This window comes from Thalassospira sp. SM2505 (assembly GCF_054901115.1).
The window spans coordinates 1,705,950-1,724,332 of sequence record NZ_CM142731.1 but is presented as its reverse complement, the minus strand read 5'-3'; the positions used below and the strand labels follow the sequence as shown (position 1 = coordinate 1,724,332).

Here is an 18,383-nt window from a genome sequence, read left to right as displayed (position 1 = left end):
ATGCCGATAGATTCAGCGATTGACAGGATTTTACGCAAGATGTATCAAATTATGTATGCGCATACATAACGCTTGAAATTTTACAAGTGACCTAACAATAAGAACAAGCAACAAGAACAAGCAACACCAACGCCTTATGGGAACCACACCATCTGGCACAACGGGGACATCCCCACCATTCAGGAATGCGTCATTCGGGAGGAATCTTATGACCGGACTTTTTAAATCCATCGCTGCTGCTGCAGGTTTTGCTGCCATGGTTGCCTCGCCAGTTTTGGCTTCAGCTGCTGATCTGCCAAGCAACATCCGCCTTGTTATCGGGTCGAAATCGACCGGCGGCGACACCTATCAGAACAGTGCAATCGTTGCCGAAGCCCTGTCCAAGAAACTCGACATCAATGTGAAGGTTGATGCCGTTGGTGCGAGCGAGGCATTCAAGGCACTACAGCGCGATTCGCGCGGCACCACCATTATGATCTTCCACGATCAGTCCTACCTTGCGAACATGTATGGCGTTCGCGGCTATGACGATATCTTTGAAAACTACGTCGTCGGCCCGACGGTCGCGATCAATCCGGGCAACGCTTATCTGGTTGCCAAAAACTCGCCGATGCAGTCGATGGAAGACGTCCTTGCCGCCGCCGCATCCGGTCAGCGCGTTCGTGTTGCCATTCAGGCCGGTGGCGTTTCGGAAATCGGCTTCTCGGCCATGAAAAACGCTGCCAAGATCATGAACCCGGGCTCCGAAAAAAACATCGTTCCGGTCAATACCGGTTCGCAAGCTGATAAAAACCAGCTGATGTTTGATGGTCAGGCTGATGTGATCAACGGTTCGGTTCAGGCGAACGAACAATTCACTCAGCTTGCCAATGATGACCAGAAAGCAATGCGCTTCATCTGGCTGACCGCACGCGAAGAAACCATTGAACAGGCAAATCCGGAAGGCATGGGCGATACCTCGCGCGATGAGCTTCTGGCTTTCACCACACCGAATGTGAATGTGACTTTTGACGGCAAAAAGAACTTCACCTTCGACAAGGAATTCTTCCTTCTGTTCAACAAGGACATGGACGCAGAACAGATTGCCGCCATCGACAATGCGCTGAAGGAAATCTATGCCGAAGGCGAGATCCAGAAAACGCAGAAAGCATCCTTCTTCATCCCGAACTACAAGCCGCAGGCTGAAGCATCGGCATATCTGAAGGAAAAGCGCGACGAATACCGTCAGGTCATCGACGCGATTGCAACCAACTGACTTCCCGGTTGGCCCGGCATTTCAATGCCGGGCCACTTTCGCCTGATCCGGCGGATTTCACAACCCGCCGCCACTTGCCGAATAGCCCCCCCGGACCAATTCCATTCCATCTGGAATTCCGTACCATGGGGAAAACAGGCACATCCGGAGGCGTCCCATGTCGTTTGACTCCCCCTTTCATGTGACGGTTGATTTCAACACGTCGCACATGATTTTCCCGACGATTATCGCCGTAATCCTCGGAATATTGTTCATTTCGATCCTGATCACGCGTGGCAGTACGATCCTTGCTACCGTGACCAGCGGCACCTGGTGGCCCGCGGGCATCGACCACAGACGGTTCTTTGGGACCATTGCACTAACCGTGATCTATTTTCTGACGATGCCGGAAGTCGGGGATTTATTCCCGAATACCGGACTTGGATTTTACCTGTGCTCGATCCCGTTTCTGTTTGCGCTTAGCACGCTTTATCTGCACGAGCACAGCCGTCGAACATTGCTGATCGCGGGTGCCAACGCGCTGATCGCGCCGAGTGTCGTCTGGTACATCCTGTCCGAACTTTTCAATATTTCGCTGCCATAAGGGGTGCTGTCCCCGGTTTGGCGCGGCTTGATCCAAGAGATTTATCATGGAACTCCTATCCATCCTGACACCGCTATTCTTTGGGCTGGTTGCCGCGGGCACCGTGATCGGCATCATCTTTGGTGCGATCCCCGGCATGACGGCAACCATGGCGGTGGCTGTGTGTTTGCCGCTGACCTATTCGCTGGGCCTTGAAAACGGGCTGGCACTTTTGCTTGGTCTTTATGTCGGGGGCATTTCAGGCGGTCTGGTTCCCGCGATCCTTTTGAACATTCCCGGCACCCCGTCATCAATCACCACCACGCTTGATGGCTATCCGATGACCCAGAATGGCGAAGGTGAACGCGCCCTCAAGATCGGGATTACCTCGTCACTCGTTGGCGGTCTGATCAGTCTGGCCGCCCTTTATCTGTTTGCCCCAGCACTGGCCGATTTTGCGATCAAGTTTTCCTATATCGAAAAATTCCTGATCATCTTCTTTGCGCTCACCGTGATGGCAGCGCTTTCGAACAGCCTTCTGGTCGGGATTTTCAGCGGCTTTTTGGGTGTTTTCATCAGCCTGATCGGCGCCTATGACATTTCGCGTGGCGGCAATGGCGAGCTTCGCCTCGTTCCGGAGTTCCTTGAATATTACCTTGAAAGCGGATTTTCACTTCTGCCGGTTCTGATCGGCTTGTTCGGGCTGGCAACCATCCTGATTGATGCCGAGGAAGGCATGAAGGAAGGCAAGGGCCTTTCGGGGGTCAAGATCGGCGGCAAGCCCTTCAAGCTATCTGTGTTCAAAGGACAGATCATCAACCTGATCCGGTCTTCATCGATTGGCACCTTTGTCGGCATTCTGCCCGGTGTGGGCGGCAGCGCGGCGTCCATCCTTGCCTATAGCCAGGAAAAGAACTTTTCCAAGAACCCGGAAAAATTCGGCAAAGGCGCTCCGGCCGGGGTGATTGCATCGGAAAGCGCCAATAACGGTCTGACCGGCGGGGCACTTGTACCGCTGTTATCACTGGGCATTCCCGGGGATTCCACCACCGCCATCCTGATTGGTGCCTTTACCCTGCAAGGCATTCAGGTCGGCCCGCTCTTTATCGGCAACAATCCGGTGACCTGGGATGCGATGATCATCGCCATGCTGGCGGCCAATATCATCATGTTCCTTGTTATGGTTCTGGCCATCCGTCATATCGCCAAGGTCGTCACGGTTCCCAAGAACATTCTGTTCCCGATCATTCTGATGATGTGCGTGGTAGGTGCCTATACGATCAATTACGGCGTGATGTTTGATGTCTGGACGCTTTTGATCTTTGGTCTGTTTGGATATCTAGCCCACAAGATCAAGCTTGAAATCGCACCCTTTATCATCGGTTTCATTCTGGGCCCATCCGCCGAGATCTATTTTGTCAAAAGTCTGGAATCCTTTGGCACGCTTTCGATCTTCTTTACCAAAAGCTGGATCGCAATCCTGCTGTGGGGCTTGATTGCACTTTCGATTGCGTTTTCAATTTCGGTCGCACGCAAGAAAAAGCGCATGAGCAGCGGCATCGACGATCAGGCATGACGTTTCAAGACCGGGCAAGAAGCAACAGTTCCCTCCCTGTGCTGTAAAGTGGTTTCCACCCGAACCACGCTTCTTGCCCACCATTTTTTGCTGATGTAATGTCCGGCTCAGGCAAAATCATCGTTTTCGGACAGCAACCAATGCCGCGCATCACCAACATGCGGCATTCAGATCAAGAGATCGTAACCCTTTGTCATCTGAGCCAAAACACACTGATCAGACAACGCTTGCCGAAATCAAAAGCGGCACCGTCACGATGGAAACCGTCGGACGGATCGCGGGCGTTTCACAGGTCACTGTTTCGCGCGCACTAAATGACCCGAAAAAGGTCTCGGCCAAGACCCTGCAGCGTATTCAGGACGCGATCGAACTTACCGGATATGTGCCGAACATGGTTGCCGGTGCGCTGGCGTCCCGACGCAGCAAACTGATTGCCGCACTGGTGCCGTCCATCACCAACGTCATTTATTCCGACCTGATGCAGAATTTCATCAATGTCATTCGCGGGTCGGGCTATCACGTTCTGATGGCTGAAACCGGCTTTTCGCAGGATGAAGAACAGGCCGTTGTTTCAACCATGCTCAGCCGCCGCCCCGACGGCATTCTTCTGACCGGCATCCATCATTCGGCCAGTTGCAAACGCATGCTGCTCGGCGCGGGTATTCCGGTGATTGAAGTCTGGGATATTACGGAAAACCCGCTTGATGTCTGTATCGGCTTTTCTCATATCAAGGCTGGCGAGGAAATGGCCCGCTATGCCGCCCGCAAAGGCTATGACAAGGCGCTGATTGTTTCGGCCGGGGATGAACGCGCTTTGCGCCGCAAGGATGCCTTTGCCGCCCAGTTCGGACAACTGACCGGCAATCCGCCGATTGAAGTTCTTTATGAGGCCGGAGCAACCATTGAACGCGGGCGAAACGGCCTGACCAGTGGCCTTGCAAAGGGCTTTAAGAACGGCATCATCATGTGCAGCTCCGACCTTTTGGCACATGGTATCCTGATCGAGGCACAGGCGCGCGGCATCCGCATTCCCGAAGATATGGCTGTCCTTGGGTTTGGCAATCAGGATTTCTCGGCCTTTACCCTGCCCTCCCTGACCACGGTCGAGATCAACCGTCCCGATCTTGGCAAACGTGCGGCCGAGGCACTGGTGGCACGGATTGAAAATCAGCCATTGCCAACCAAGTCGATTGATGTCGGGTTTGAGATTATCGAACGCGCGTCAACCTGACCACTATCGGATCAGGCAAAGCGGCGAAACAGCCCGCGCCGTTCGCGACAAATCAAGGTCAAGCCCGCCTGCCGTGCCAGATTAACCGCGGTCAATGTCGGCCCCGAAAGGGTGACAAGCCCGCCGATCCCGCATTGCACGGTCTTGGTGACGATTTCATAGGAACAGCGACTGGTCATCAGGATAAACCCGCCCGTCGCATCAATCCCCTGACGCGCAACAGCGCCCAGCACCTTATCAAGGGCGTTATGGCGTCCGATATCCTCGCGGACCAGCTTGATGTTACCGCCAACATCGACAAAGGCACTGGCATGCAAAAGCCCGCCGCCTTCACGATTGCGAGTCTGAAGATCGGGAAGCGCGTCAATGGCCCTCAAGACGATGTCCTGCGCCATATTACCCGGTACGACCTTGCCGATCTTGTCCATTGCCACCGCTTCGAGTGACTGCACACCGCACAGCCCGCAGCCCGACCGGCCTTCAAGGGTGCGGCTACGTTCATCAAGGCGATCAAACACGTCTTCATGCAGATCGGCTTCGATCACATAGCCCTGAAGGGTTTTTCGAACATCGCGCAAAGTGATTTGGGAAATGTCATCGGCAATCCCCTCGGACAGGGCAAAGCCGATCAGGAAATCTTCGAGATCGTGGGGCGATACCATCATCACCGCATGCGATTTGCCATTAAACGTCAAGGCAGCCGGAACTTCCGGCTGCAAGATCATTGGCGCATCGTCATTCCCGTCATCGCGTGAAATGGCGCGCGCCAGATCGACATCGCGACCGTCAAGAATGCGGTTCTCTGATGGTTTGGGCGTCATGCGGTTTCTTTGACCTTACGGATCGAAGGGGCCGCTTCAAGAACCAGCGGATCAAAACCTTCATGTCCGGCAGCAATCATGTCAAACAGCTGTTTGCGCATGCGCGGTTCCCAGAAATCGCTGATATGACCAGCGACACCCGCAGCCGCCTCTTCCTTGGGCTGCGATTTGAAAAAGGTCGCGATCTGATTGGCCATATAGACAAGTTTGTCAGGTGCCATTGCTGTTTACTCTTTGGCTGTAACTTTTCGATATTCAAAGGATTTGCCAGATATCATGCACAAGCGAGTATAGCACAATATCTGGCAGGGTATCCTATTCGGCAGCATCCATGCGCGGCTTGATCCGCCGCGACTGTTCGGCCTGACGGTCATATTCCACCTGCCATTCCGACGGTCCGTTGCTTGACGAGACCTGAACAGCTGTGACCTTGTATTCCGGGCAATTGGTCGCCCAGTCGGTAAAGTCGGTGGTGATCACGTTGGCCTGCGTACCCGGATGGTGGAAGGTTGTGTAAACCACACCCGGTGCGACGCGATCGGTAATGGTGGCGCGAAGGGATGTTTCGCCAGACCGCGATGCAAGACGGATCCAGTCACCTTCGCGAATGCCGCGCTGTTCTGCGTCATGCGGATGGATTTCCAGAAGGTCTTCCTTATGCCAGGCGGTGTTTTCAGTACGGCGGGTCTGTGCGCCCACATTATACTGACTAAGGATACGCCCGGTCGTGAGAAGCAGCGGGAAGCGCGGACCGGTACGTTCATCGGTTGCCACATATTCGGTGACAACGAATTTGCCCTTGCCGCGAACAAAGCCGTCAATATGCATGACCGGTGTTCCCAGCGGCGCCTTGTCATTGCATGGCCACTGCACTGATCCTTCGCGTTCGAGAAGGTCATAGCTGACATTGGCAAAGCTTGGCGTGGTCGCCGCGATTTCCGCCATCACCTGTGACGGGTGGGTGTAGCTCCAGTCCAGCCCCATGGCGCGCGCAAGGTTCTGGGTCACCTCCCAATCGGCAAAGCCGTTCATCGGTGTCATGACCTTGCGTACGCGGTTGATGCGGCGTTCGGCATTGGTAAAAGTCCCGTCCTTTTCAAGGAAGGTCGAACCGGGCAGGAAGACATGGGCATAGTTCGCTGTTTCGTTCAGGAACAGGTCATGGACGACAACACATTCCATCGCGGCAAGACCAGCGGCGACATGCTTGGTATCGGGATCAGACTGAAGGATATCCTCGCCCTGAATATAGATGCCCTTAAACGTGCCTTCGACCGCGGCATCAAGCATGTTGGGGATACGAAGCCCCGGTTCGTCGTCAAGTTTCACACCCCAGATATCTTCAAAGATATCGCGGGTCGCACTGTCCTGAATATGGCGATAACCCGGCAATTCATGCGGGAATGATCCCATATCACAGGATCCTTGCACGTTGTTCTGACCACGCAGCGGGTTCACGCCAACACCCGGACGGCCGATATTGCCAGTCGCCATGGCAAGGTTGGCAATCGCCATCACGGTGGTGGAACCCTGACTATGTTCAGTTACACCCAGTCCGTAATAGATCGCACCGTTGCCACCCGTGGCAAAGGCACGCGCCGCCGTGCGCATGGCATCGGCATCAACACCGGTCATTTCGGCAATCGCTTCGGGGCTGTGCTTGGGGTCGGACACAAAGGTCGCCCAATCCTGGAATTCATCCCAGTCACAACGTTCACGAACGAACGCCTCGTCAAACAGGCCCTCGGTCACGATGACATGGGCAAGGGATGTCAAAACCGCAACGTTGGTTCCCGGACGCAGGGCCAGATGCGCAACCGCCTCGATATGCGGGGAACGGACCAGATCAATCCGGCGCGGATCAATCACGATCAGTTTCGCCCCCTGACGCAGACGCTTTTTCAAACGCGAGGCAAAAACAGGATGCCCGTCCGTCGGGTTCGCCCCAATCAGGATGACCACATCGGTCTGTTCGACAGAATCAAAATCCTGCGTCCCGGCCGATGTGCCAAAGGTGGTTTTAAGACCATACCCGGTCGGCGAATGACAGACACGCGCACAGGTATCAACGTTATTGTTGCCAAAGCCCGCACGGACCAGCTTCTGAACAAGGAAGGTTTCCTCGTTGGTGCAACGTGATGACGTGATCCCGCCAAGTGCACCCTTGCCGTATTTGGCCTGAATGCCCCTGAACTTGTCGGCGGTGAAGCGAAGGGCTTCTTCCCAGCTGACTTCCTGCCAGGGATCATCGACACTTTCGCGGATCATCGGATTGAGGATGCGGTCCTTGTGATTGGCATAGCCATAGGCAAAGCGCCCTTTGACACAGGAATGACCACGGTTGGCCTTGCCATCCTTGAACGGCACCATGCGCACCAGCTCCTCGCCGCGCATTTCGGCCTTGAACGAACAGCCGACCCCGCAATAGGCACAGGTGGTAACGACCGAATGTTCCGGCTGACCGATTTCGATGACCGATTTTTCCTGAAGGGTTGCGGTCGGGCAGGCCTGAACACAAGCGCCACAGGATACGCATTCGGAATCAAGGAAATCTTCGTGCATGCCCGGCGAGACACGGGATTCAAACCCGCGACCTTCAATGGTCAGGGCAAAGGTGCCCTGCACTTCTTCACAGGCACGGACACAGCGCGAACAGACAATACATTTCGACGGGTCATAGGTGAAATACGGGTTGGTCTGATCCTTGGCCATATAGCGCGGGTTATCTTCCCCGTTCTGGCGGACCTGAACGTGGTTACCGCCTTCATAGCCATAGCGCACATCACGCAGACCAACCGCACCTGCCATGTCCTGAAGTTCACAATCACCATTGGCGGCACAGGTCAGGCAATCCAGCGGATGGTCGGAAATGTAAAGTTCCATCACCCCTTTACGGATTTTCTTAAGCCGCTCGGTCTGGGTATGGACCACCATGCCATCAGATGCTGGTGTGGTGCAGGATGCCGGTGTGCCGTTGCGGCCTTCGACCTCAACCAGACACAGACGGCAGGAGCCAAACGCATCAACCATATCGGTCGCGCAAAGCTTGGGCACCTGAATGCCTGCTTCCATCGAGGCCCGCATAACCGATGTGCCTTCGGGCACGGTCACGTCCCTGCCATCAATGGTCAGCGTGACGGTCTTTTCGGATTTGGCGGCGGGGGTTCCGTAGTCGACTTCTTTGATCAAGGACATCGTATTACTCCGCAGCTATATCAAGCGCACGTGGCTTGAAATCATCAGGGAAATGGTTCAGGGCACTCAGCACCGGATAGGGCGTAAAGCCACCCAGTGCACAGAGCGATCCGAACTTCATGGTTTCACAAAGATCGCGCAGAAGTTCGATCTGCAATTCGGGCTCTTCGCCACGCTCAAGCTTGTCGACAACTTCGGTGCCACGGATCGAACCGATGCGGCATGGCGTGCATTTGCCACATGATTCAATCGCGCAGAATTCCATGGCAAAGCGGGCCTGCTTCATCATGTCGACCGTATCGTCAAAAACGACCACGCCAGCATGACCGATCAGACCATCGCGCTTGGCGAATTCTTCGTAGTCAAAGGGCGTATCAAACAGTTCGCGCGGGAAATAGGCGCCCAGCGGCCCCCCAACCTGCACGGCCTTGACCGGACGACCGGTTGCCGTGCCACCGCCAATCTGTTCGACAATTTCGCCCAGTGTCAGACCAAAGCCGATCTCGTACAGACCGCCATGTTTGACATTGCCGGCAATCTGGATCGGGATGGTGCCACGTGACCGGCCCATGCCGAAATCGCGATAATATTCCGGACCCTTTTCAAGAATGACCGGAACCGAGCACAGGGAAATCACGTTGTTCACAACCGTCGGACGGCCCATGAAACCCTGAAGTGCTGGAAGTGGCGGCTTGGCACGCACAACACCACGCTTGCCTTCCATGCTGTTCAGAAGCGAGGTTTCCTCGCCACAGACATAGGCACCTGCCCCCATGCGAACTTCCATATCGAATGCCTTGCCCGAACCAAGAACACTGGCCCCCAGAAGTCCCGCCGAACGGGCAACGTCAATCGCCTCGTTCATGATACGGATCGCGTCGGGATATTCCGAACGGGTATAGACATAGCCCTTGGTCGCCCCGGTCGCGAGACCGGCAATGATCATGCCTTCGATCAGGACGAAGGGTTCACCTTCCATGATCATGCGATCGGCAAAGGTGCCGCTGTCGCCTTCGTCGGCATTACAAACGATATATTTCTGATCGCCCGGCGCTTCGCGTACCGTGTTCCATTTGATGCCGGTCGGGAAACCGGCACCGCCACGTCCGCGCAGACCACTGTCGGTCACCGCCTTGACGATGTCGGCTGCCGACATTTTCAAGGCATTTTCAAGACCCGTAAGGCCATCATGGGCGCGATAATCGTCAAGCGATACCGGGTCAATAATGCCGCAACGCTGGAATGTCAGGCGCGACTGGCTTTTAAGGAACGGGATATCCTGGGTACGGCCAAGATAACGTTTGTGTTCCCCGCCCTTAAGGAAGTCGGCAGCAAACAGGGCATCGATATCATCGGTGCTGACCGGGCCATAGGCGACACGCCCACGTGGTGTTTCGACCTCGACCATTGGTTCCAGCCAATACATGCCAAACGATCCGTTGCGCACGACTTTGACATCGGCACCGATCTTTTCGGCCTTGCTGGCAATGGCGCTTGCCACTTCATCTGCGCCAAGGGCAACAGCACCGGAATCAAGCGGGACATAAACCTTGATACTCATGCGCCCACCTCGTCGAGAATACGGTTCATGCGATCCCTGGTCACACGGCCGACCACCTTGCCATCAACCATCGCAGCCGGGGCGCAGGCACAAAGACCAAGACAGAAAACCGGCTCCAGCGTGATCTTGCGATCTGATGTGGTTTGCGACCAGTCGACTTTCAGATGGCGACGGACCTGATCACCAAGCGCATCTGCGCCCATTGCCTGACAGGCTTCGGCACGGCAGATCTTGATGACATGCTTGCCCGCCTTTTCTTCGCGGAAGTCATGATAGAAGCTTGCCACCCCGTGGACTTCGGCCCGGCTGAGGTTCAGTTTTTTGGCAATTGTCTGAAGCGCGCCTTCGGGGATATGGCCGAACTCTTCCTGCACTTCGTGCAAAATGGGAAGTAGCGGGCCCTCCATCGTGATCATCTGATCACAAATGGCCTCGACGCGGACATTATGGTCCTTGGTCGTTTCCGACATGCAAGCCTCTCTCTCAAGCATGTTGCAGATATCTTTGTTATTCTTGCCAGTGTCGGGCATCTGGACCGCCCGTTCAATAAAGCCATCCCGTTACGCGATAGCGAAAACCTATCAAGGAACGATCAGGCCGGTTCGAGTTCCGATAAAAGCTTTGCTTCTTTTAACAGTGCCGACACAACTGGCGTTGCCGGTTCACGTTTTGCCGCGATCATTCCAACCAGATGAGCCGCATCGGGCTCTATGATGGGAATAGATTTCACGCGATCATGAAGACTGAACTCGCGGATCATCTTCACCGGCATGATGCTGGCCCAGTTTCCGGTATGAACATGGGTAAACAGGGCAATCATCGAATCACTTTCGAGGGTCGGTGCCACCCGTGCGCCGGCCTCGTTAAGGTGTTGATTGATAATCCGGCGGTTCTGCATATCAGGCGTCAGAAGACAGAGCGGAAATTCCGCTGCTTCGCGCCAGGTGATGCTTTCGCGATCTCCGATATCATCGAAATTCGAGGTCACCAGATGATAGCGTTCATAATAAAGCGGGATTGATGTCACCCTACCAAGCGGTTCATTATCAAGATAGGTAATGCCGACATCAATTTGAAGATCATCAAGCAGAGCCTGAATTTCGGTTGATGTGCGCGACAGGATCGCAAATGTCACATCGGGGTGTTTTTCGCGAAACGGCGTGGTCAGTTCCTGCACCATCGAGAGCGCGGTTGGAATAACCGCAATCTGCACCTGCCCGGTCAGACCGAACCGCATGGCGCGCATTTCATCGCGCATCGAACGGGTGCTGCCGACAATATGGCGCGCCCATTCCAGAACACGTTCACCTTCGGGTGTCAGTCCCTGATAGCGCGATCCGCGCTTGACCAAGACGACACCAAGATGGTCCTCAAGCTGGCGGAGCGCACTGGACAAAGTCGGCTGTGTGACGCCGCATTCCTCGGCGGCATGTCCAAAATGCTGCTCACGGGCGAGCACCATAAACATTTCGAGTTTATCGATCATTTTATATCCGGCATCCGGTCAGGCCGGGATGCTGTGTTTTGCTGTTGAAGTCGGCCTTCTGTCCGGCCGTTACAAGAATTGAAAACGCGCGTTCTGACGCTTGCGTGTTCCGGTTGCAGGATAACCGATTATCCCCACGGGAAAAAAGGTTATTCCTGCAACAGAACGCGGGGCCGGGCTGGATGAACAAAATCCCGACCCGGGACATGACGATGCCAATCATGCCCCCGGATGGCCAACAGACAGACATTGCCAGCCAGTCGTCGGGCGTCGATCACAGGGAGCGATGATCGACGCCCTGGGTCCTTACGCTTTGGACGTTGCTTCACGTCCGGTGGCGGTTGCACCACCTTCCTGCGTTTCCATGTAGTGCTTGTCATCAATCGGACGGACCATTTTGTTGGCGACAAGTGCAATCGCCAGCAGGGCCGCCATGGCATACATGGTGGTGTTATACAGGCTTGAGGTCGGATCAACCGTTCCTGCCGGTGCGATTTCCATCAGACGCCCGATGGTCACAGTTTTGGCAGCAACCAGCTGATCAAGCTGTTCAAGGCCCGCACCGAATTTTGCCTGGAAGGCCGCCGGATCAACCTTGGCAGCCAGATCCTTGATCGAATTGGTGACCGAGGTCTGACGCAGCTGGGTGATGGCAAGCGGACCAAGTACACCCGCCGTACTCCAGGCGGTCAGAAGACGACCATGAATACCGCCGACATATTTGGTGCCGAAAATATCCGCCAGATAGGCCGGGATGGTTGCAAAACCGCCGCCATACATCGTGAAGATGATCATGGTTGCAGCATAGAACATCACCAGATAGGTGACAGCCGGATTAATACTGACCTGCTGGGCTGCGAACGGGATCGACAGATACAGAGCAATGCCCAGAATAAAGAAACAGTAATAGGTATTCTTGCGGCCGATATAATCCGACATCGATGCCCAGAAGAACCGGCCACACATGTTAAAGACCGAAATCATGAACACATAGGTCGCGGCAAAGGCCGAGTTGACCACCAGCGGCAAGGTCGTGCCGAAGATTTCCGACATCATGGTTTTGGCAACGCCAATCACACCAATACCCGCCGTAACGTTAAAGCACAGCACGATCCACAACAGGTAGAATTGCGGGGTTTTCAGGGCCTGATCGATATGAACGTTCTTATGCGTGATCATGCGCTTGGACGCTGCATCGGCAGTCGGTGGCGTCCACCCTGCCGGAAGCCAGCCTTCACGCGGGACACGATAGGAAAATGCTGCAATCATCATGACGATGAAATAGGCAACACCAAGGGTAAAGAAGGTCGCCGCAGCACCGGTATTGCCTGTGCCCGCAATATAAACGCCTTCCTGGATCGGAACCGGTGCAGAAGCCACCTGTGCGGCACCTGCCACAACAACCTCGACCATCTGGCCACCGACTTCGGCCATACGCTTGCCACCTTCGGTAACAAGGTTCACCGCGCTTTCCGGGCCAAGATATTCCGGCACCTTGTAAAACACCGAAAGCAGGCTTTCCTTGATCGGGGTTGCGATCATCGCACCACCGCCAAAGCCCATGATCGCCATACCGGTCGCCATGCCGCGACGATCCGGGAACCAGCGGATCAGCGTTGAAACAGGCGACACATAGCCAAGACCAAGGCCACAGCCACCAATCACCCCATATCCGAGATAGACCAGCCAGAGCTGATGGGTGGCAATACCAAGTCCACCGACGATGAAACCGCCGCCCCAGCAGAAGGCAGCAACAACGCCCACCATACGCGGGCCGACTTCTTCAAGCCATTTGCCGCCAAAGGCAGCCGCAAGGCCAAGAAACACAATGGCGACAGAGAAAATCCAGACGACGGACTGCAAGCCCCAGTCACCCGAGCTTGCAGCGACCACGCCAAATTCCTTGATCAATGGCGGGTTGAAGATGCTCCAGGCATAGACAGACCCGATGCAAAGATGAATGGCAATGGATGCTGGCGGCACCTTCCAGCGGTTAAAATCGTCACCCGCGACGATGTGCTCTTTCTTTAGGTTATCAAACATGACGTTGTTTCCTCCCGGCATTATGATTTTTCTTGCCTTGCCCACCCCCGGTTGAAGGCATTGTGCAGGGCAACCACGGTTGAACCCGGAATTCTCAACGTCGCAATCAGCGTGCCATCAGCCAGAAATCCTGATATTCTGCCGATCAAAGACAGATAAACGTCATATTGCAGCGCACGCGCATGGACAAAATGTCCAACTCCCGATGCGCGGAGAAGTAGCAGTCAGACAAAATGTCCACTCGCAACTGCAGCAATTTCAATGCAAAGACCCAAGGCGTGTGCTGTAAGCGGACGAAGACCTGACGCCGCTTTCAATGCAGGAAAATCGTGCGATCCAAACGTCTTTATTCATGGCTGAACAGTCGGAAAATCACGACCAGGGAAAGAAATGCCATCAACCGGACAAGATCCTGTGCAATTGAAAAATCGTGCTGCGACAACCCTTGTCATTTCGCATTGCGCGTTATTAAGAAAGGGCCATGAGCCTGTTCCCATCCCCTTGCCCGCGAAGGACACAGATGAGCGAAATCCTTACCGACAGACTGATCATCAGACGCTTTGCTAAAACCGATGCAGCAGAACTGTTCGACTACATTTCGAACCCACGCGTAAACTGCTTTATGGATGACAAAGTCGCAACGCTGGAACAGGCAAAGGTCAAGGCCCGGAAACGTGCAGGGGATAAGATGTGTCTTGCTGTATGCCTGCAAGACACAGGAGCCTTAATTGGTGAGCTGTTGCTTCATCAAGATGATCGCGACACCTATTCCGTGGCATGGAACTTCAACGAAAAGGTTGAAGGTAAGGGGTATGCCAGTGAAAGCGCACGCGCCTTGTTTGACCATTTGTTTATCCAACTCGACGCAAGACGGCTCTATGCCTATGTCGAGGACAACAATTTCAAGTCGCAGAAGCTTTGCGAAAAACTTGGTATGCGCAAAGAGGGTTGTTTTGTGGAGTTTATTTCGTTTGTCAATAATCCGGACGGCACGCCCAGATACGAGAATACTTTCCAGTATGCCATCCTGAAGAAGGAATGGCTGCACAAAGACACCTGAAAAAACCAAGCAAATTAATGGATCCTGCCGCAAAAGCCTTTTCGGGTTAGGTTACTGCGGCTCTAGTCTGCCTCCGGCAACCAGATGGTAAATATCGTACCCTTGCCCGGTTCGCTTTCGACAGCAAGAGTACCGCCTTGCCGGTCAATCAGGGTCTTGGTGATCGACAATCCCAGCCCGGTGCCTTCGCGGCGTTTGGTCGTATAGAACGGATCAAAGATGCGATTGAGAATGTCGGGCTCCATGCCGATACCGGTATCGCGCACCGTCATCAGGATACCGGGCCGACCATTCCGGTCTGCATCCTCGTCAATCAGGGTCAAAGTGCCGCGATCTGGCATCGCATGCAGGGCATTGACCATCAGGTTTACCAGTACCTGTTGCAGTTCCGTGCGGTTCATCAAGACCAGCCGGTTTGATTTATGTTCACGGATAACATCAATCTCGGCCCGGCTCAGCAGATGGGCGACAAGCGGCATACAATCCTCGATCACCTCGCCGACACTATGGCGTTCGACGTAACCTGCATATTCTTCGGGTTTGGCGAATTGCAAAAGCTTGGTGACAATCAAATTGATGCGATTGACCTGTTCATCAATCAGGCGGAATTCGGTATCGGCCAGACGGGTGTGATCGCCCAGAAGATCGCGCAACACATCAAGATTGCCCTGAAGAACCGCCACCGGATTGTTGATTTCATGCGCGACACCGGCGGTAATTTCGCCAATGGCCGCCAGCTTTTCGGACATGATCAGCTGTTTGGTGGTTTCTTCGAGTGCGCGGTTTGCTTCGCGCAGTTCACTGGTGCGTTCATCAACGCGCGCATTCAGTTCGTCATTCCAGGCGCGCAGGCGCTTGTCCCTTTCCTGCACCTGATCAAGCAGATCATCAAGATGATCAGCCACCAGCGAAATTTCATCCTGTATCTGTGTCAGATTGGTTCGCGCGGAAAGATCACCGCTTTCGACCTGTCCGATGGTGTTGGCCATGCGTTCAAGCGGTTTGAAAATACCCCGCGCCCAGCGCAGGAAAATTGGAACAGAAAGGGCGGCAACAAACAGAAACGCCCCGATCAGGATCAAAAGGCTTTCATATTTTGTCCGGGCGAAGGGGGTTTCAAGGAAGCCGACATAAAGCATCCCTACCCGTTTGCCATAGCTGTCCTTGATCGGCTCATAAGCCGAAATGTACCAGTCATTGACCACAAAGGCCCGATCCAGCCAGACCTTTCCGTCTTCAAGAACGGTCTTGCGCACAATGCCTGAAACACGCGTCCCCAAAGCGCGACGATCGGCAAACAGACGAACATTGGTACTGACCCGCACATCATCAAGAAACAGGGTTGCCGTGCCCTGACTGCCTTCGGGAAGGCTGCTTTGGCGATAGACAAGATCGTTGATCGTATCAATAAAGCCCAAATTCTGGTTGAGCAAAATACCGCCAACAAGGGCGGCCGTTCTTCCCGACGGCAATTCCACCGGACTTGCCGAATGCACGACCATGCCACGCGTTTCCGCATCACGTGCCGTTGGTACGGCATTGGGCGTTTCAATCAGGTCAAGTCGGGCCCGTGCCGCAAGATCGGGCGAGATTGCCGCAAGGTCGGTATTGCTGAAGATATCCACGCTGGTTGAAGAGTTCCCGGCAAACGCACTGGCAATCACCGGCCAGTCACCAGCCTTGTCACGACCTTCGAGCAGATACAGAAAATCAAGCCCCATGGCCTGCTGACGCTGGGCGAGCAATCCACCCACAGTACCGGGATCACCATCATTCAGGACATTGCGAAACGCCACCGATTGACCAAGAGCTGCGATCTGTTCACCGGTATTTTCAAGAATATGGGCAAAATATTGATGGGCAATTGTCAGATCGCCACTGACCTTTGACGTCAGCAGCGCATCAAACTTGGAATTCCAGCGCACCATCATCACGCCCAGCAACAGGGGCAGGATCACAAGTGTTGGCAAAAGTGCAATTGCCAACAACTTGAACCGGACAGATCGTGTGCGTTTGGGCCGTTCGGCGCGAATGCGCGAAAACAGCGTCATTCCTGTTCCCAGCTTGCGCATTTGCGATCAATGGTTTTACGCGATACCCCCAGACGACGGGCAGCTTCGTTACGATTGCCACCGGTTTTATGAAGCATCGCCAGAATGTGGCGACGTTCCATTTCATCAAGCGTTTCATCGCCTTCGATCTGTGCGCCGTGGTCGGCCTTTTCATCACGGAATTCATCGGGGAAACGTCCAAGGATCAATGTGCGTTCGATCAGGTTGCGCAATTCACGGACATTGCCCGGCCAGTCATACCGCGTCAGTCCGGCGCGCACGGCCCCGTCAATCGGGACCTGACGGACGCCAAGCTGTTTGGACAGCTTGGTCATGAAAAGTTCTGCGAGTTCGAGCACATCATCGCCGCGTGCATGCAAGGGCGGCATTTCAATATGCATGACATTGATGCGGTAAAACAGATCGGCCCGGAACCGTCCGGCTTCGACTTCGGCTTCAAGATCGGCGTTGGTGGCAAAGATAAAGCGCAGATCGACAGGCGCTTCGCGCTCTGATCCAACAGGGCGGATACGGCGGCTTTCGATGGCACGCAGAAGCTTGCTTTGGGTCGCGAGCGACAATTCACCGACTTCATCAAGGAACAATGTTCCGCCCTGTGCATGCATGAAAAGCCCATCACGTGCGGCCTGCGCGCCGGTAAAGGCCCCTTTGACATGCCCAAACAGCTCCGCTTCGATCATCTCGGATGGAATGGCGGCACAATTAATCGGAACGAACGGCTTTTGCGAGCGGTCAGACAGGGAATGCAGCGAACGGGCGGTGACTTCCTTGCCCGTCCCGCTTTGCCCGGAAATCAGGATCGAGGTCGGCAGGGGGGCCACCCGCGCAATGGTTTCACGGATTTCCTGAATTTGCGGGGAATAGCCGATCAGCTTGTCACGCAGCAATACATGGTCGGAGGTCGCGCGCAATTCATGGCGCAAGACATGGTTTTCACGCCGCAAGCGCATCCGGTCCAGACAGCGCGCCACCGCGTTCAAAATCTGATTTGAGCGGAATGGTTTAAGGACAAAATCCACTGCCCCGGCCCGAAGCGCCTTGATCGCGGTATCAAGATCGGCATAGGCCGTCATCAGGATGGCGTCGGAAAAGAAGCCGATTTCACGCTGTTCGGTCAGCCATTCGACCCCGCTTTTGCCCGGCATGATGTTATCAAGGATCACCACATCAAAATGATGTTGATCCAGAAGTGCTGTGGCTTCTTCGCAATCGGCGGCCTCTTCGACCCGCTTGGCGCGCGGGCCAAGGGTACGGACCAGAAAGTTGCGCATGCCCGGTTCGTCATCGACGATCAGGATCGATGCCTTTTCAAGCCAGGGACCGAATTCCGGCCCCGGCCCGCTATATGCCGTGTCATTGCCAACGGTGGGCGCAGCCCCATCGGACGCACCCAAAACGGTCGATCTCATGATGTTCCTCCGGAGAAGCTTATTTATTATTTTTTAAAAGCTTAGATCAGCGGAGGGAGAAAAGCAAAACCGTTGGTCATATAAACGCAGATCATTGCCGATCACTCTATGC

At 54.6% G+C, this 18,383-nt stretch carries 14 protein-coding genes; 5 read left to right on the top strand and 9 right to left on the bottom strand.

The window, feature by feature from the left end; all coding sequences use genetic code 11:
* Nucleotides 1-208 precede the first annotated feature (208 nt).
* The 4 genes from ACTU44_RS07760 (at nucleotide 209) to ACTU44_RS07745 (ending at nucleotide 4,624) form a co-directional block, all read left to right on the top strand.
* The gene (locus ACTU44_RS07760) at nucleotides 209-1,255 is read left to right on the top strand and encodes a type 2 periplasmic-binding domain-containing protein (RefSeq protein ID WP_462097127.1); all 1,047 of its coding nucleotides are present in this window, start codon (nucleotides 209-211) and stop codon (nucleotides 1,253-1,255) included.
* Between the two features lie 157 nt (nucleotides 1,256-1,412).
* Nucleotides 1,413-1,838, top strand: coding sequence for a tripartite tricarboxylate transporter TctB family protein (locus ACTU44_RS07755; protein ID WP_462097126.1), 426 nt, complete (start codon nucleotides 1,413-1,415; stop codon nucleotides 1,836-1,838).
* A gap of 46 nt (nucleotides 1,839-1,884) precedes the next feature.
* Nucleotides 1,885-3,393 (top strand): tripartite tricarboxylate transporter permease, encoded by a 1,509-nt coding sequence (locus ACTU44_RS07750; RefSeq protein WP_462097125.1) that lies wholly within the window; start codon nucleotides 1,885-1,887, stop codon nucleotides 3,391-3,393.
* A gap of 190 nt (nucleotides 3,394-3,583) precedes the next feature.
* The gene (locus tag ACTU44_RS07745) at nucleotides 3,584-4,624 is read left to right on the top strand and encodes a LacI family DNA-binding transcriptional regulator (protein WP_462097124.1); all 1,041 of its coding nucleotides are present in this window, start codon (nucleotides 3,584-3,586) and stop codon (nucleotides 4,622-4,624) included.
* Between the two features lie 11 nt (nucleotides 4,625-4,635).
* On the opposite strand, the gene fdhD is transcribed toward ACTU44_RS07745, so the two are convergent.
* The 7 genes from fdhD to ACTU44_RS07710 all read right to left on the bottom strand — a co-directional run bounded on the left by fdhD (nucleotide 4,636) and on the right by ACTU44_RS07710 (nucleotide 13,730).
* Nucleotides 4,636-5,445, bottom strand: a complete 810-nt coding sequence (gene fdhD / locus ACTU44_RS07740) for a formate dehydrogenase accessory sulfurtransferase FdhD (RefSeq protein ID WP_462097123.1) — start codon at nucleotides 5,443-5,445, stop codon at nucleotides 4,636-4,638.
* Nucleotides 5,442-5,666, bottom strand: a complete 225-nt coding sequence (locus tag ACTU44_RS07735; RefSeq protein ID WP_336083647.1) for a formate dehydrogenase subunit delta — start codon at nucleotides 5,664-5,666, stop codon at nucleotides 5,442-5,444. The genes fdhD and ACTU44_RS07735 overlap by 4 nt, the downstream gene beginning before the upstream one ends.
* 94 nt (nucleotides 5,667-5,760) lie before the next feature.
* On the bottom strand, nucleotides 5,761-8,640 hold the full coding sequence (fdhF, locus tag ACTU44_RS07730) for a formate dehydrogenase subunit alpha (protein WP_336083649.1): 2,880 nt from the start codon (nucleotides 8,638-8,640) through the stop codon (nucleotides 5,761-5,763).
* 4 nt (nucleotides 8,641-8,644) lie between these two features.
* The gene (locus ACTU44_RS07725) at nucleotides 8,645-10,201 is read right to left on the bottom strand and encodes a formate dehydrogenase beta subunit (protein ID WP_462097122.1); all 1,557 of its coding nucleotides are present in this window, start codon (nucleotides 10,199-10,201) and stop codon (nucleotides 8,645-8,647) included.
* Nucleotides 10,198-10,671 (bottom strand): formate dehydrogenase subunit gamma, encoded by a 474-nt coding sequence (locus ACTU44_RS07720; protein ID WP_462097121.1) that lies wholly within the window; start codon nucleotides 10,669-10,671, stop codon nucleotides 10,198-10,200. Before ACTU44_RS07720 ends, ACTU44_RS07725 begins: the two co-directional genes overlap by 4 nt.
* Nucleotides 10,672-10,793: 122 nt before the next feature.
* Nucleotides 10,794-11,687 (bottom strand): LysR family transcriptional regulator, encoded by an 894-nt coding sequence (locus tag ACTU44_RS07715; RefSeq protein WP_114099955.1) that lies wholly within the window; start codon nucleotides 11,685-11,687, stop codon nucleotides 10,794-10,796.
* A 306-nt stretch (nucleotides 11,688-11,993) separates the two neighbouring features.
* On the bottom strand, nucleotides 11,994-13,730 hold the full coding sequence (locus tag ACTU44_RS07710; protein WP_114099988.1) for an OFA family MFS transporter: 1,737 nt from the start codon (nucleotides 13,728-13,730) through the stop codon (nucleotides 11,994-11,996).
* 520 nt (nucleotides 13,731-14,250) lie between these two features.
* Here ACTU44_RS07710 and ACTU44_RS07705 point away from each other — a divergent pair.
* Nucleotides 14,251-14,790, top strand: coding sequence for a GNAT family N-acetyltransferase (locus tag ACTU44_RS07705; protein ID WP_462097120.1), 540 nt, complete (start codon nucleotides 14,251-14,253; stop codon nucleotides 14,788-14,790).
* A 62-nt stretch (nucleotides 14,791-14,852) separates the two neighbouring features.
* On the opposite strand, the gene ACTU44_RS07700 is transcribed toward ACTU44_RS07705, so the two are convergent.
* Nucleotides 14,853-16,841 carry a sensor histidine kinase gene (locus ACTU44_RS07700; RefSeq protein ID WP_462097119.1) on the bottom strand — a complete coding sequence of 663 codons (1,989 nt, stop codon included), beginning with the start codon at nucleotides 16,839-16,841 and terminating at the stop codon, nucleotides 14,853-14,855.
* The gene (locus ACTU44_RS07695) at nucleotides 16,838-18,271 is read right to left on the bottom strand and encodes a sigma-54-dependent transcriptional regulator (protein WP_462097118.1); all 1,434 of its coding nucleotides are present in this window, start codon (nucleotides 18,269-18,271) and stop codon (nucleotides 16,838-16,840) included. Before ACTU44_RS07695 ends, ACTU44_RS07700 begins: the two co-directional genes overlap by 4 nt.
* Nucleotides 18,272-18,383: the final 112 nt, after the last annotated feature.

Excerpts from the sequence above, each read along its gene's own strand:
- fdhD (WP_462097123.1), bottom strand. The coding sequence starts at position 5,445 with ATGACGCCCAAACCATCAGAGAACCGCATTCTTGACGGTCGCGATGTC.
- ACTU44_RS07695 (WP_462097118.1), bottom strand. The coding sequence starts at position 18,271 with ATGAGATCGACCGTTTTGGGTGCGTCCGATGGGGCTGCGCCCACCGTT.
- ACTU44_RS07735 (WP_336083647.1), bottom strand. The coding sequence starts at position 5,666 with ATGGCACCTGACAAACTTGTCTATATGGCCAATCAGATCGCGACCTTT.
- ACTU44_RS07750 (WP_462097125.1), top strand. The coding sequence starts at position 1,885 with ATGGAACTCCTATCCATCCTGACACCGCTATTCTTTGGGCTGGTTGCC.
- ACTU44_RS07720 (WP_462097121.1), bottom strand. The coding sequence starts at position 10,671 with ATGTCGGAAACGACCAAGGACCATAATGTCCGCGTCGAGGCCATTTGT.
- fdhF (WP_336083649.1), bottom strand. The coding sequence starts at position 8,640 with ATGTCCTTGATCAAAGAAGTCGACTACGGAACCCCCGCCGCCAAATCC.
- ACTU44_RS07725 (WP_462097122.1), bottom strand. The coding sequence starts at position 10,201 with ATGAGTATCAAGGTTTATGTCCCGCTTGATTCCGGTGCTGTTGCCCTT.
- ACTU44_RS07700 (WP_462097119.1), bottom strand. The coding sequence starts at position 16,841 with ATGACGCTGTTTTCGCGCATTCGCGCCGAACGGCCCAAACGCACACGA.
- ACTU44_RS07755 (WP_462097126.1), top strand. The coding sequence starts at position 1,413 with ATGTCGTTTGACTCCCCCTTTCATGTGACGGTTGATTTCAACACGTCG.
- ACTU44_RS07710 (WP_114099988.1), bottom strand. The coding sequence starts at position 13,730 with ATGTTTGATAACCTAAAGAAAGAGCACATCGTCGCGGGTGACGATTTT.
- ACTU44_RS07760 (WP_462097127.1), top strand. The coding sequence starts at position 209 with ATGACCGGACTTTTTAAATCCATCGCTGCTGCTGCAGGTTTTGCTGCC.
- ACTU44_RS07715 (WP_114099955.1), bottom strand. The coding sequence starts at position 11,687 with ATGATCGATAAACTCGAAATGTTTATGGTGCTCGCCCGTGAGCAGCAT.
- ACTU44_RS07705 (WP_462097120.1), top strand. The coding sequence starts at position 14,251 with ATGAGCGAAATCCTTACCGACAGACTGATCATCAGACGCTTTGCTAAA.